The 13,667-nt window shown below is 55.7% G+C and carries 17 protein-coding genes; all 17 read right to left on the bottom strand.

The genetic code is table 11. From position 1 onward, the window contains the following. Window positions 1-35 precede the first annotated feature (35 nt). The 17 genes from JW799_RS20840 to JW799_RS29750 all read right to left on the bottom strand — a co-directional run bounded on the left by JW799_RS20840 (window position 36) and on the right by JW799_RS29750 (window position 13,619). Complete coding sequence (locus JW799_RS20840) at window positions 36-275, bottom strand: hypothetical protein (protein WP_420830650.1); 240 nt, start codon at window positions 273-275, stop codon at window positions 36-38. Next, complete coding sequence (gene flhA / locus JW799_RS20835; RefSeq protein WP_080839902.1) at window positions 272-2,305, bottom strand: flagellar biosynthesis protein FlhA; 2,034 nt, start codon at window positions 2,303-2,305, stop codon at window positions 272-274. The genes JW799_RS20840 and flhA overlap by 4 nt, the downstream gene beginning before the upstream one ends. Window positions 2,306-2,368: 63 nt before the next feature. Further along, complete coding sequence (flhB, locus tag JW799_RS20830; RefSeq protein WP_080839904.1) at window positions 2,369-3,463, bottom strand: flagellar biosynthesis protein FlhB; 1,095 nt, start codon at window positions 3,461-3,463, stop codon at window positions 2,369-2,371. Window positions 3,464-3,493: 30 nt separating this feature from the next. Next, complete coding sequence (fliR, locus tag JW799_RS20825; RefSeq protein ID WP_080839906.1) at window positions 3,494-4,282, bottom strand: flagellar biosynthetic protein FliR; 789 nt, start codon at window positions 4,280-4,282, stop codon at window positions 3,494-3,496. A 6-nt stretch (window positions 4,283-4,288) separates the two neighbouring features. Continuing rightward, window positions 4,289-4,558 (bottom strand): flagellar biosynthesis protein FliQ, encoded by a 270-nt coding sequence (gene fliQ / locus JW799_RS20820; RefSeq protein WP_080839908.1) that lies wholly within the window; start codon window positions 4,556-4,558, stop codon window positions 4,289-4,291. Window positions 4,559-4,590: 32 nt separating this feature from the next. After that, on the bottom strand, window positions 4,591-5,343 hold the full coding sequence (fliP, locus tag JW799_RS20815; RefSeq protein WP_080839910.1) for a flagellar type III secretion system pore protein FliP: 753 nt from the start codon (window positions 5,341-5,343) through the stop codon (window positions 4,591-4,593). Then, window positions 5,340-5,873, bottom strand: coding sequence for a flagellar biosynthetic protein FliO (locus JW799_RS20810; RefSeq protein WP_080839912.1), 534 nt, complete (start codon window positions 5,871-5,873; stop codon window positions 5,340-5,342). The genes fliP and JW799_RS20810 overlap by 4 nt, the downstream gene beginning before the upstream one ends. A gap of 17 nt (window positions 5,874-5,890) precedes the next feature. Then, a complete protein-coding gene (locus JW799_RS20805; protein WP_080839913.1) occupies window positions 5,891-6,253 on the bottom strand; it encodes a response regulator in 363 nt (120 codons plus the stop codon). A gap of 21 nt (window positions 6,254-6,274) precedes the next feature. Next, window positions 6,275-7,471: a flagellar motor switch phosphatase FliY gene (fliY, locus tag JW799_RS20800; RefSeq protein ID WP_080839915.1), complete on the bottom strand. Its 1,197-nt coding sequence runs from the start codon at window positions 7,469-7,471 to the stop codon at window positions 6,275-6,277. Continuing rightward, the gene (gene fliM / locus JW799_RS20795; RefSeq protein ID WP_080839917.1) at window positions 7,461-8,462 is read right to left on the bottom strand and encodes a flagellar motor switch protein FliM; all 1,002 of its coding nucleotides are present in this window, start codon (window positions 8,460-8,462) and stop codon (window positions 7,461-7,463) included. The genes fliY and fliM overlap by 11 nt, the downstream gene beginning before the upstream one ends. 42 nt (window positions 8,463-8,504) lie before the next feature. After that, window positions 8,505-8,987 carry a flagellar basal body-associated FliL family protein gene (locus JW799_RS20790; RefSeq protein ID WP_205431502.1) on the bottom strand — a complete coding sequence of 161 codons (483 nt, stop codon included), beginning with the start codon at window positions 8,985-8,987 and terminating at the stop codon, window positions 8,505-8,507. After that, entirely contained in the window at window positions 8,984-9,220 is a 237-nt protein-coding gene (locus tag JW799_RS20785) for a flagellar FlbD family protein (RefSeq protein WP_080839921.1), read from the bottom strand. The genes JW799_RS20790 and JW799_RS20785 overlap by 4 nt, the downstream gene beginning before the upstream one ends. A 58-nt stretch (window positions 9,221-9,278) precedes the next feature. Beyond that, the gene (flgG, locus tag JW799_RS20780; RefSeq protein ID WP_080839923.1) at window positions 9,279-10,103 is read right to left on the bottom strand and encodes a flagellar basal body rod protein FlgG; all 825 of its coding nucleotides are present in this window, start codon (window positions 10,101-10,103) and stop codon (window positions 9,279-9,281) included. Window positions 10,104-10,186: 83 nt separating this feature from the next. After that, the gene (locus JW799_RS20775) at window positions 10,187-10,588 is read right to left on the bottom strand and encodes a TIGR02530 family flagellar biosynthesis protein (protein ID WP_080839925.1); all 402 of its coding nucleotides are present in this window, start codon (window positions 10,586-10,588) and stop codon (window positions 10,187-10,189) included. Continuing rightward, window positions 10,585-11,064, bottom strand: coding sequence for a flagellar hook capping FlgD N-terminal domain-containing protein (locus JW799_RS20770; RefSeq protein ID WP_080839926.1), 480 nt, complete (start codon window positions 11,062-11,064; stop codon window positions 10,585-10,587). Before JW799_RS20770 ends, JW799_RS20775 begins: the two co-directional genes overlap by 4 nt. Window positions 11,065-11,086: 22 nt before the next feature. Continuing rightward, entirely contained in the window at window positions 11,087-12,640 is a 1,554-nt protein-coding gene (locus JW799_RS20765; protein WP_080839928.1) for a flagellar hook-length control protein FliK, read from the bottom strand. A gap of 55 nt (window positions 12,641-12,695) precedes the next feature. Further along, a complete protein-coding gene (locus tag JW799_RS29750) occupies window positions 12,696-13,619 on the bottom strand; it encodes a MotE family protein (protein WP_080839930.1) in 924 nt (307 codons plus the stop codon). Window positions 13,620-13,667 lie beyond the last annotated feature (48 nt).

The raw sequence follows: 13,667 nt of genomic DNA, 5'->3' as shown, positions 1-13,667 counted from the left end.
CTTGCCGTCGCTCGGCTCTTCGGATAGCGCGGGCGCTAATTTTGCCGGAGAGGGTGGGACGAATTTCGGCGAAGCGGTCGGCGGCCGGGGGCGGGCTTTGCCGCCCCCTCGTCCACCGCGGCGATGACCTCGACACGTTTCTTTCGGAACATGCCAAGAAATCCGCCGACGCGGATTTCCTTCGTGTTCAAAATAACGGCATCTTTTCCGAGCTCGCTGCGAATTTTTTGCACCGCTTCGGGCAAATCGCCCGCAACATAACGTTTTACCTTCATGCGCTCACCACCCCGATGCTCTGCACTTCAATGCTCGGCTCTAGTTCGCTGTACGATATGACGGGTACGTCCGTAAGACTGCGTTCGATCATCTGGCGCAAATACATCCGAATGTTCGGCGAAGTCAAAATGATCGGCTGCTGCCCGGTTTGGACGGCTTTGTTCACTTGCTCGGAAAGCCGATGATAAATCGATTGCGAAGAAGCCGGATCCATCGCCAAGTAGCTTCCCTGATCGGACTGCTGGACGGAATCGGCGATCTTCTTCTCGACGGCCGGGCTGACCGTGATGACTTTGAGCGGTTCGTTCGGGTTCGTATATTGCAGCGTGATTTGCCTCGAAAGCGCTTGGCGAACGTATTCCGTCAGCACATCCGGGTCTTTGGTGAATTTGCCGTAATCGGCCAACGTTTCGAATATGGTGACCAAGTCGCGAATCGAAATTTTCTCTTTCAGCAGCTTGGAAAGCACCTTCTGCACGTCGCCGATCGACAGCGTCGAAGGAACAAGCTCTTCGATAAGCGCGGTATGATTTTCTTTGACGCTGTCGAGAAGCGATTTCGTTTCTTGCCGGCCGAGCAGCTCGTGCGCGTATTTCTTGACGATTTCCGTCAGGTGGGTCGCGACGACGGAAGGCGGATCGACGACCGTGTAACCGGCAAGTTCGGCCCGTTCCTTCATCTGCTCGTCGATCCAGAGCGCCGGGAGTCCGAACGCCGGCTCCTTCGTCTCGATGCCCGTGATCGAATCGTCCTCGAATCCCGGACTCATCGCCAGGTAATGATGAAGCAGCAGCTCGCCGCGCGCCACCAGATTTCCTTTGATTTTGATGACGTATTCGTTCGGCTTCAGTTGAATATTGTCGCGAATGCGGATGACCGGGACGATGAGCCCCATGTCCAGGGCGCACTGTCGCCTGATCATGATGATCCGGTCCAGCAAATCCCCGCCCTGCTGCGTATCCGCTAGCGGGATAAGCCCGTAACCGAATTCGAACTCGATCGGATCCACTTGAAGCAGGCTGATGACGCTTTCCGGGCTGCGCACCTCTTCGATCTCCTTTTCCTCGACGAGCAGATCCTCCGCTTTTTGCTTGCGGTTCATGCTCTTCTGCAGCCGATACGCCGCGATCGCGAGGATGGCCGCAAACGGTATCGTGGCGATCGGACCGATCGGCGTCGCGAGGCCGAGCAGCGCGATCGTGCCGGCTACGATATACAGCAGCCGCGGATAACGCAGCAATTGTTCCGACAAGTCGTCCGCCATGTTTCCTTCGGAAGTCGCGCGGGTCACGATAATGCCGGTCGCCGTGCTGATGAGCAGCGCCGGCACTTGGCTGACAAGACCGTCGCCGATGCTCAGGATCGAATAGGTGTTGAGCGCTTCCTCGAAGCTCATCCCGTGCATCGCCATCCCGATAATAAAACCGCCGACAAGGTTGATGACGACGATAATGATGCTGGCGATCGCATCCCCTTTGACGAACTTGCTCGCACCGTCCATAGAGCCGTAGAAATCGGCTTCCTTCTCGATTTTTTCGCGCCGTTCCTTGGCCTGCTGCTCATTGATCAAGCCTGCGTTCAAATCGGCGTCGATGCTCATTTGCTTCCCGGGCATCGCGTCGAGCGTAAATCTCGCCCCGACTTCCGACACCCGTTCGGCGCCTTTCGTAATGACGATAAACTGCACGACGATCAGGATAAGGAAAACGACGAACCCGATGGCCAGCTGGCCGCCGGCGACGAAGCTCCCGAACGTCTCGACGACCTTGCCCGCTTCGCCCTCCGACAAAATAAGCCGCGTCGTGGAAATGTTGAGCGCCAATCGAAACACGGTCGTAACGAGCAGCAGCGTCGGGAAAATGGAAAATTGCAGCGCATCGGTCGTGTTCATCGAAAGCAGCAATATCATGAGCGCAACGGAAATGTTGATGATCAGCAAAACGTCGAGCAGCTGATGAGGAATAGGGACGACCATCATCAGGACGATGCCTATAATGCCGACAAGAATGAAAATGTCCCGGATTTTCATGACGTTCCCTCCCTCCTGCGGATTGCTTGCGCGAAAGACGCGCGGTTACAAAAAGCGAGGCCGTTATGCATTGCGGCGCCCTTTGAGACGATATACGTAAGCTAACACCTCCGCGACGGCCTGGAACAAATCGCCTGGAATCGTTTCGCCAATTTCCGTGCGTTCGAACAGGGCGCGGGCGAGCGGCTTGTTTTCCATGGTGATGACGTCGTTCGCCTTGGCGATTTCGCGAATTCTCAGCGCCAAGTAATCCTGGCCTTTGGCAACGACCCTGGGCGCATCCATCTTCGTGCCGTCGTACTGCAGCGCCACGGCGAAGTGCGTCGGGTTGGTGATGATGACGTCGGCTTTCGGAACTTCCTGCATCATCCGCATAATCGCCATCCGGCGTTGGCGTTCTCGAATCCGTGCCTTGACTTTCGGATCGCCTTCCATATTTTTGTACTCGTCTTTGATGTCCTGCTTGCTCATTCGAATGCTTTTCTCAAACTGATATTTTTGAAAATAGAAATCTCCGATCGCCAGAACGAACAGCAGCACGGCGACGATCAGTCCCATCCAAATCGTCAAGTCCGCGGCAAACGAATAAATATCCTGCAGCGGGACATGAGACAAGGCCAGCACGCTGTCGCGTTCGGCCCATAATATAATAATGACGACAACGGCAACGACAAAGAGCTTTAGCGAACTTTTTACCAGTTCGAAAAGCGAACGCGCGCTGAACATGCGTTTGAAGCCTTGTATCGGATTCAACGGACTGAATTTGAATTTTAACGGCTCCGTCGTAAACAACCAGCCGAATTGCATATAACTGACTGCGAATACGACGACGAGAGCGCCGATAAAAATAGGAGCAAGAAACATTAACATCTGAAAGGTGTAGCTGGCAAATAATTGATAAACGTTTAACTCGCTAATATCCGTCGTCAACCGATGCATGAACACGTCGCTAAACATTCCGATAATTCGATCCCAAAAATAATTCCCCAATGCCAGAAACAAGGCGACAGCTACCAGCAGTTCGACGGATGACACCATTTCCTGACTGTGCGCGACTTGTCCCTTTTTACGGGCGTCGTTACGCTTTTTAGGGGTGGCCTTTTCCGTTTTTTCCCCGGAGAACAATTGTAAATCCATCGACAGATGAAACCGGGCCATCGGAAAAGCACCTCCTTCAAAGCGTTGCGTTTACGTTTCGCCGTTTTGCAAAATGACGAACAGCTTTTCCAGCGCGTTATACATCTGATCGAACAACATTTGAAACACGATGCCGATTCCGGGCATCAGCAAAATTAGAACCCCAAGTCCCAGCAATATTTTGATCGGAATCCCGATAACGAAAATATGGAACTGCGGCGCCGCTCTCGTGAGCAAAGCGAGACCTACGTCCGTCAGAAACATTGCCACGACAAGGGGAGCCGCTACTTGCAATGCAAGCAAAAACGTATCCGCAAACGTCCGGGCCAAAAATTGCGTCAAACTGCCTCCGTATACCGTTTGAAAAAAATGATTGTCGAGCGGCAGCCAGCGGTAGCTCTCCATTATGGCGGAAAGCAAATAATGATGGCCGTTTATATTTAAAAAAACCAAAACCATAAGCATAAATTTCAGATTGCCGAGAATCGGCGCCGATACTCCCGTCAACGGATCGACGATATTGGCCACTCCAAGTCCCATTTGCATGTCCATGAAAGAACCGGCAGTATGAACGATCGAAAAAAACAAATAAGCGACAAAGCCGATGACGAGCCCCGCCAAAACCTCTTTCAAAATTGCAAGTATGTAATTTGCATCGGCCGTAACCCGGTCGTCGAAGCCGACGTTTAAAAATACGATAATCGAGATAAAAAAAGCGAGCCCGATTTTAAACGTATTCGGAATCGTCCGGGTCGAAAATACCGGAGCGACGACCATAAACGCACTGATGCGGCATAAAACAAGCAAAAACGCCGGAAACAACTGCATCGCTTGTTCCATACGACATCATCCGATATAGCTCGCCAGATTGCCAAGCAATTGTTCGGTAAAGTCGACCAGCGTGTTTAAGATCCACGGTCCGAACACGAGCACGGCAACGAAAACGGCGATGATTTTGGGAATGAAGGCCAGCGTTTGCTCGTGAATCTGGGTCGTCGCCTGAAAGATGCTGATGATCAACCCGACGATCAACCCCAGGCCGAGCATCGGCGCGCTGACTTTCAATATGACGAACAGCGCCTGCCCTGCCAAGCCGATGACGAAATTGGAACTCATTGCTTTTCCCCCAATACTTGCGTCAAGCTACTCTACGTCTGGAAGCTGGTTAACAGCGACTGGACGACCAAATACCAACCATCTACCAGGACGAACAGCAAAATCTTGAACGGCAGCGAGATCATGACCGGCGGCAGCATCATCATCCCCATGGCCATCAAGGTGCTGGCGACAACCATGTCGATGACGAGAAACGGGATGAAAATCATGAATCCCATCTGAAACGCCGTCTTCAGCTCGCTTATCGCATAGGCGGGCACAAGCACGGTAAGCGGAATATCCTGAAACGTTTCCGGCCTTTCGGTTTGCGTGTAATTCATGAAAAGCAGCAGGTCTTTTTCCCGCGTATGCTTGTACATGAATTCCTTCATCGGAACGGCGGCCTGCTCCAGCGCCTCCGTTTGCGTCATTTCCCCGGCCAGGTAAGGCTGCAGCGCCTGTTCGTTGACCTGCGACAAGGTCGGAGACATGATGAAAAGCGTCAAAAACAGCGCAAGACCGATCAGCACCTGGTTCGGCGGCATCGTCGCCGTACCGAGGGATGTCCGGACAAATCCGAGAACGATGACAATACGCGTAAAGCTGGTCATCAGAACCAGAATAGCCGGAGCCAGACTTAGCACGGTAATGAGCAGCAGCAGCGAAAGCGCCGAAACGCCGACGCTTTCCTCGCCTCCGCTCAAGTTGATGTCGACGATCGATGAATCCGTTGCGAAAGCCGGAACGCCGGCCGTTAGCCAAACCGCTTGCAACATCAGAAAGCTGTAAATCAATTTTTTGGTCATGTTTTATCCGTCCGATTTCCGGAGTCGCCGTCATCCAGCAGCTGCTCCACCTTCTGGCGACGCTGCGAAAGCTCGCGCATCCGTTCTTCCAGCGTCTGCTCGAAGATTCGCTTCGCCGCGCCCGGATCGTCGGCCGCAGGCGGCTCCTCCGCTTTGCGCCGCGATACCCATTGCTTCAGAAACGCGGGCATGGCGATATCCGGGGTTGCGTTTTCGCTCTCATGCTTGTCGAGAAGCTCCGCGACCAGTTCCGGATCCGTAATCCCTTCCAGCAGCGTTACGTTCTCGCCTACGCCAAGCACGTAAATCCGACCGTTCCATTCTACGATTTGAATCGATTTGTTCGTCCCGACCGCGAGTCCGCCCAACGAGCGCAGCGATCGATTCATCCACCAGCCGCGATTGCGCTTGCCGACAAAACGGAGCAGCACGATGATCAAGCCGACGATGAGAACCAGCACGACCACGATGCGCACCAAATCCCAGGGCGAGCTGCCGGGCATATCGGCGGCCATCCATCCGTTTGACATGCGAATGTCTCCCGGGGTTAGCCGAGCGTCTTCGTAATGGCTTCGATAACGCGATCCGCCTGGAACGGCTTAACGATAAAATCTTTCGCCCCCGCCTGAATGGCATCGATAACCATCGCCTGCTGGCCCATTGCCGAGCACATGATCACTTTGGCGTTGGCATCGATTTTGCGGATTTCCTTCAAAGCGGCGATGCCGTCCATTTCGGGCATCGTAATGTCCATCGTGATCAAATCGGGCTGCAGCTCCTTATATTTTTCGATCGCCTGCGCGCCGTCCTGCGCTTCCCCGACGACCTCGTACCCGTTTTTCGTCAAAATGTCGCGAATCATCATCCGCATGAACGCAGCGTCGTCAACTATCAAAATCCGTTTAGCCATTTGAGGTTCCTCCCACTAGAGTCATTGAATTTTATGAACGCGATCCCATTGACTGACGATGTCCGTTACGCGGACCCCGAAGTTTTCGTCGATGACGACGACCTCGCCTTTGGCGATCAGCTTGTTGTTGACGAGGATGTCGACCGGCTCGCCCGCGAGCTTGTCCAGCTCGATGATCGAACCTTGGGACAATTCCAAAATCTCCTTGATTTCTTTCTTCGTTCTGCCGAGTTCGACCGTTACCTTAAGCGGGATGTCCAACAGCAAGTTCAAGTTGGTCTCGTCTCCATGAACGCCCGGACCTTGGAAGTTGGCAAACTGTACGGGCTGGACGTTCACGTTCCGATTCATCCCGACGCTTCCCCCAAGCGATTGAGGGTGTGCCTGCACGGGCTCCTCGAAGCTCGGTCTGCTTGCCGGCTGCGGGGCCGAGTGCTGCGGCGGCGCTTGCGGCTGCGGCGGAGGCGACGGAGGCACGGCGGCTGCCGGCGGCTTGGGCGGAGGAGAAGATTCCGCGGAAGACGCGCCCATCAGCGAGCTTACCAGTTCTTTCGAAAACTTGACGGTAAGCAGCTGCATGATCGTGGAGTCGATCAGGTCGCCGATTTTGAGCCGGAACGACACTTTGACGAACACTTCTTCGGGAGGAATGTTGTTCAGGCCTTCTCCGCTTTTCACATCCATAATGTCGATGCCCGGCGGCGAAATGTTGACGAAACGGTTAAAGATCGTCGACATCGACGTCGCCGAAGAGCCCATCATTTGGTTCATCGCTTCCTGCACGGCGCTGATATGGATTTCGTTCAGCTCTTCCGTGGTCACATTGCCTTCCCCGCCCAGCATCAAATCGGCGATGACCTGCGCGTCGTGCGAACGAATGACGAGCGAATTGATGCCTTCAAACCCGTCGACGTAGTGAACGTGGACCGCAACGTGCGGCCGCGGGAATTCGTCGATAAACTGGGCGCGGTGAATCATCGACACCGTCGGCGTCGTGATGTCTACCTTTTTGCCGAGCAGCGTGGACAGCGCGGTCGCGGCGCTGCCGAACGTAATGTTGCCGATTTCGCCCAGCGCATCCTGCTCCAAAGGCGATAAATAATCCTCCACTTTAAGCTCGGCGCTGTCACCGGACGCGGGCGCGCTATCGTCGCCTCCGGAAGACTGGCGCAGCAACGCGTCGATTTCCTCTTGCGACAAGTAATCTTTACTCGTCATCGATTTCTTCCACTCCTTCGCTGACGATTTCGTCGATTTGAACGGCCATTTTGTCGCGAACGGTTCCGGGGCTGCCGACAAACTTCAGCTTGCCGCCCACCTTGATTTCCAGCCCGGCGTCTGTCCCCTTCTGCAGGGTAATGACATCGCCGACGGCCAAATTCAGAAACTCGTTCACGGATATGTGCGAGCTGCCCAATTCGGCGATAATTTGCAGCTTGGCTTTATGCACCCGTTGCTCCAGCATATGGACTTCTTCCGGCGCTCTCGTTTTTTTCTGCGAAACGAACCAATGATGAACCGACAGCTTCGACATAATGGGCTCGATCACGACGTGCGGGATACACAAATTGATCATCCCGGTCGTATCGCCGATTTTCGTGCTGAGGGAAATGAGCGCGATCGTCTCGTTAGGAGAAACGATTTGCATGAATTGCGGATTCGTTTCGAGCGCTTCGAGCCGCGGCTCCAGGTCCACGACGGTTTTCCAAGCTTCCTGCAGCGTCTCCAGCGCCCGGCTGAATATTTTCTCCATGATGATGTTCTCGATTTCCGTCAGGCTGCCGATTTTGCTGGGAGCCGAACCGGCCCCGCCCAAAAGGCGATCCAGCATGGCGAACGCGACATTGGGGTGAACCTCGAGAACCATCCGACCTTCAAGCGGTTCCGCCTCGAAGATGTTTAAGATCGTCATTTTCGGGATGGAACGGATGAATTCGTCATACGGAAGCTGTTCCACCTGCACGACATTGATTTGAACGAATGTCCTCAATTGCGCGGAAAAGTAGGTTGTCAGATACCGGGCAAAGTTCTCGTGTATGCGCGTGAGGCTGCGGATATGATCTTTGGAAAACCGCACGGCCCGTTTGAAATCGTAAGCGCGAACCCGCTTCTGGGCTTCCTCCTTTTTGAGCTCTTCGGCATCCATTTCTCCGGAGGATAGCGCGGCTAGCAGCGCATCAATCTCGTTTTGCGAAAGGACGTCTACCAATCTTCTCACCCCTTTCCGATGGAATGTGCGAAACGGCTAGGTTCAAATTGGCGTCATAATAAAGTTGGTTACCTCGACCTGGGTCAGCTTGCCCTTGGTGAGAACGGGATTGATATCGTTAAGAAGATCGGCGGTCAAACGGTCCTTGCCGGCCGTTCCGCTCAGCTCTTCCGGCTCCAGCTGCCATAAGGCGCGATTGACGAGCGCTTTGATCTTCGTTTCTTTCACTTTGTCGAATTCTTCCTTTGCGGCTTCGGAGTCCAGCTGGAACGAGAAGCTGAAAGACACCACGTAATTGGTATCCGCAATGTTCGTCTTAATATCGTTCAATTCGGATGTGACCTTGATAATCTCGTCGGCGGACATCGGTTCAGCCTGGACGTTCTCCACGCTCTCTTGAGCCTGCTTTTCCGGATCGCTCGAATCCGTTCCTCCGAATAAAGTGGACCAAGAATAAAGAACAACGATGGCGATGAGCGTAATCGCTAGCAATAGCGAAACGAGCCAAGGCAACATTTTTCTCATGACGTAGCTCCCTCCGTTTGCGCGCCCGAAGCCGGTCCCGCGACCGCCGCAAGCGCGCCGATACTGCGCAAATATTGCCGGATGGACCGGATCACATCCGAAGAATTTTCCATCACGATGTACTTCTTTCCCGTCGTAAGGGTAATGAGCGTATCCGGCGTTTGTTCGATCGTTTCGATCAGCAAAGCATTGACGTAAAATGAAGTTCCGTTCAAACGGGTGACGGAGATCATAAGGGTCCTCCCGTATCTCCGGGGGGGGAGGATCGCGCCCTCCCCGGAGATGCTTTAATTACCGTTTCAGGTTGACGACCTCTTCCAGAATGGAATCGGAAGTGGTGATGATCCGGGAGTTCGCCTGGAAGCCCCGCTGGGCGACGATCATGTCGGTAAATTCGTTCGTCAGGTCGACGTTGGACATTTCAAGCTGACCGGGAACGAGCGTTCCTCTTCCGGCGTCTCCGGCGGTGGTCGTGATCGTAGCAAGGTCATCCGGATCGGCGTAAGGCGTCAGCCGGTACAGGTTGCCTCCGGCTTTCTCGAGACCGTTCGGGTTTCTCACTTTGGCAATCCCGATTTGCACGCCGATATCCGCGGTTTCGCCGTCGACGTCCGTCCCCGTTATGCTTCCGTCCGACTCAATCGTGAACGCAACGTAAGTGGCCGGATCGATTTGAATGGGGCCGCCCACGCCGGCGTCCATGACAAACATGCCATCCGCGTTCACCAAGTATCCTTCCGCATCGACCGAGAAGTTCCCCGCCCGCGTCAGGAAGGCGGTGGCGTCGGTGCCGTCCGCGCTGACAACGAAAAAGCCGTCGCCGTCGATTCGAAGGTCGGTCGGCACGTTCGTCGTCTGGGCGCTGCCCGGCGTATGAACGGTATCGATGGAAGATACGGTCACGCCAAGACCGATTTGACGCGGGTTGACCCCGCCGATCGTACCGGCGTCGGGCGTCGTGCCTCCGGCAACGGTTTGGCTCAAAATGTCCTGGAACATGACGCGGCCGGATTTGAATCCCGTCGTGTTGACGTTCGCGATGTTGTTGCCGATGACATCCAGCTTCGTTTGAAAGCCTCTCATCCCGGATACTCCGGAATACATGGAACGTATCATTTGTCCCTTCAACCTCCCGAATGTGTATGACCGCTTCCGTCGTTCTGCGGTCAGGGGCCTCCTATCGAAGGTCCAGCCCCGTCTTAGGCGACAACGACCGCGCTGTCGATTTTCGTGAAAATGTGGTCTTTCATGGAACTGCCGTCCATGGCCGTGACGACCGTGCGATTCGGCACGTTGACGATCATGGCGATGTCCCGGTAAAGAACGAGAGAATCTTTCGCGCCTTTTGCCGCGGCTTGCTCGACCGCGCTTGCGATCCGGTCAAGCTGCTCGGGCTGCAAAACGATGCCTCTTTGCAGGAGCCGCTGTTCCGCGTGCTGGCTGAAATGCAGTTGTTCCCTCGCCAGCAGCTGCTTGAAGCTCGTTCGCCCCTTGTTGCCGGTCAAATCGCTCCGCTCCGGCGAAGCGGCTTCAGGACGGCTGCCTTTCAGCAATCCGGCCGGCCCCGGCGTCAAATGGCCGATGAGCATCCGATCGGTCATGAGGCGCTCTCCGTCGTTTCGCCGTCGTCCTCGTTTGCCGTCGGGAACGCGATGGAAGTCAGCTTCTCGACTTCGACTTCGTCCGTCCCGATCTTGGCGTACGGAACGCCGTCCCTCATGACGACCGACTCCACGATTCCCGATTTGACTTCGGTCGAACCGTCGCTGTTCGTGGAGTACCACTCCGCCTGCATGCCGATTACGCCGGAAGAAAGACTGGGAGAATAGCGCAAAGCCTGCATTTGCGTCGCGACGTTCATCATCTGCTCCAAGGAGGAAAATTGCGCCATTTGGGAGATGAATTGCGCGTTGTCCATCGGCTGCAAAGGATCCTGATTGGACAGCTGCGTGATCAAAATTTTAAGGAATTCGTCCTTGCCCAGCTCCGACGAAGTGTTTCGCGAAACGGCCTTTTGCACGTTTTGCGAGGAATAGTACGGCCAAACGTTCGTCGTGCCGACGCTGCTGGAAGCCACTCGCTTCACCCCCTTCGTTCGTTTATGCGGTCACGTTCAGCGAGCTGCCGTAGCCGGCCTCCCTTAAACCGCTCGAACGATTAAGTTCCTCTTCGAATTCGCCTGCGTCTTCAAGGGAAGCGTCCCCGCCGGTCCCGGCGGAACCGCCGCTATCGCGGCCCGAGTTCGATTCGCGGCGCTCTTGCTCCTGGTACGCTGCCGGATCCTGCAATTCCGCGTGCTGCACCGTGACTTCGATGCGCTCGACCCGAATATCCTGATTCAGCAACGAGGTGCGAAGCAAGCCCAGCTGATTTTCGATCAGCTCTTTGGCCGACTCGTTCTGAGCGACGAACTGCGCCGTCATTTGCCCATCCTGCATGACGATCCGGACGTCGACATGTCCCAAATGCTCGGGATGCAGCGAAATTTTCGCTTCGGTCATTCCGTTGCCGTTGAGCAGGACGAATTGCTTGACGAGGAAGCCTCCGATTTCGCGGGCAAACTGCTGAACGGGCACCTGGGTCGGAACGCTTGGCTGCACGGCGGCTTCTTTTACCGCGCCGGAAGCCCCGTTGAACAGCGGCAACGCAAACGAATTCGCTTCATTGTCCGCTTGCCCGGCTTCGGTCGCGCCGCTTACGATCGCCGCGTTCGAATCCGGCAATTCGGCGTCCGCTTCGGCGGCCCAATTCCACATCACAAACGGCTCGCGGAATGCCGCGACTTTGCGCCCCGTTTCCGGCGGATTCGCCGCCTCGGCGACTGGTTGCCGCTGCAATGCCGTTTCCGGCGATTCGACTGCGGACTTGATGCCGTCGGCGACGCTCGCTGCTTTCGCCGAATTTGCGTCCGATAAAGAAGGCGCCGTTTTGCCCGGTTGCTCCTGCGCCGTTTCCGGCGTACCCGGAACGTCCGGCAAAACATCCTGGGCAGGGCCCGCGACAACCGCGTTCTTCGCGGCGTCCGCTTGCGACAACATAGCCGCCGCCTTCATCACTTGGTCCGCAAACTGCGCGGCCGTCCCCGGCGTAACGTTTTTTCCGTCGAGCTGCTTCGACAATTGTTCCGACCGGACAAGCAATGCCGACAGCACGTCATCCGGAAGCGCTGCAATTTCGGCTTCGCCAGCCTGTCCGTTCAGCGGAATTCCGGAAGCGTCGGGATCGACCGTCGCCGCGGGCTGCAACTGTACGAGAAACGCCTGGATCGCCGCCAGCAAATCGGCGTTTTCCTGATGTTGCTCGCTATCGCTCTCCGCTTGATCGCCTTGAAGCGACGCTTGCAATTTCGCGATAAGCTCTCCCAGAAGCGAAAGCAAAGCGGATGCATCGACTTCGCCTTCCGCCTTCTCTCCCGACGGATCGGACGAATCGGCCGCTTCGGTCAGCGTCCCGAACAGCAAAGCCGCGCTAATCGGCATCGCCTGAGTTCCGGATTCGATCGCCGGTTCGCCGCCGATCGCTTCGACAAGCGCTCCCGCGAATCCGCCGGCGTTCGTCGCCTTGCCCGATCCGCTTCCTTGCGATGCCCCGCTTCCGCCTGCCGAATTCGCAGTCCCGGTCACGGTCGGAAATAAATTAACGTTCATAGCCATAATCTCACCTCCTTCCTCGAGAAATCGAAGGCATCCAGCGGGATGAAGCTACCAATTATGGATTTGCGGGCATGAGCTTGGCAATCAAGCTTGCCGCCGTTTTGTTGTCTTCGGTCGACAAGGAGGACATCGCCGACAAAATGCTCGAGCGCGTCGCATCTTCAAGCGCTCCCAGAATGCGCAGCGCCTTGCTTTGATCCGTCGACGCCATTTCCAGCAACAGATTGGCCGCGCTGGCGGGATCCATCGACGTGAACGTCTGCTTCAGCTGCGCCGTATCGAGCGTCGACGTATCGGAATTGCTTTGCTGCTCAAGCTCCCGGATTCTCGCCTGCAGCGCCGCGATTTGCTGATCCGCCACCGAATCGGCGTCTTTCAGCCGGGTCGTCACTTCGGCCGCGACGGCGGGCGTCATCCTTTCCAGAATCCGGCCGCGGGCGTTATCGTTCATCGCTCCGAGAACGAGCGCCGCTTCTTCGAGCGTCATGCTTTCCAGAATCGGAGCCGCCTTGCTGGCCGTCATCTTCCCGTACATATCCGCCAGCGATCGAATGCGCGCCTCGTATTCCTCCGCCGTGATCGCCTGCTGCTCGTTTTGTTCGGTCAGCGCCGCGATTTGGGCTTCCAGGTTTGCGATTGTCTGCTGCTGGGCGGTCGCCTGCGCCGTCGTCTGCTGCAATGCCGCTTCCTGCTCGGCGAGCTGAGCCCTTAGTTCGTCAACTTTCTCCTTTGCATTGTCAACTGTGAGCTGGTCGGTATCGACCTCTCCCCCGCCTTCCGCTGCACCCGAAGGTTCCGGGAGCACCGCGTTCAAAAGCGGGATTTTGTTGCCGACTTCAAGCGCCCCCTGGCGCCAGTTCGGGTTGAACACGATAAGCAAAATGCCTAATAATACAGCCGTAAACAATATGGGGGTCAGAAAAAAGAGGAACCGCTCGAAACCGGAATACCCGCTTTTTTCCACGTCTGCATTCGCCACGTTATCCCCTTCCTTTCAACCATTCGACTCGGGTTGCGGCCTCCGGCT

The sequence above is a fragment of the Cohnella algarum genome (assembly GCF_016937515.1).
GTDB classification, from domain to species: Bacteria; Bacillota; Bacilli; order Paenibacillales; family Paenibacillaceae; genus Cohnella; species Cohnella algarum.
This window is presented reverse-complemented; position numbering and strand designations above follow the sequence as displayed.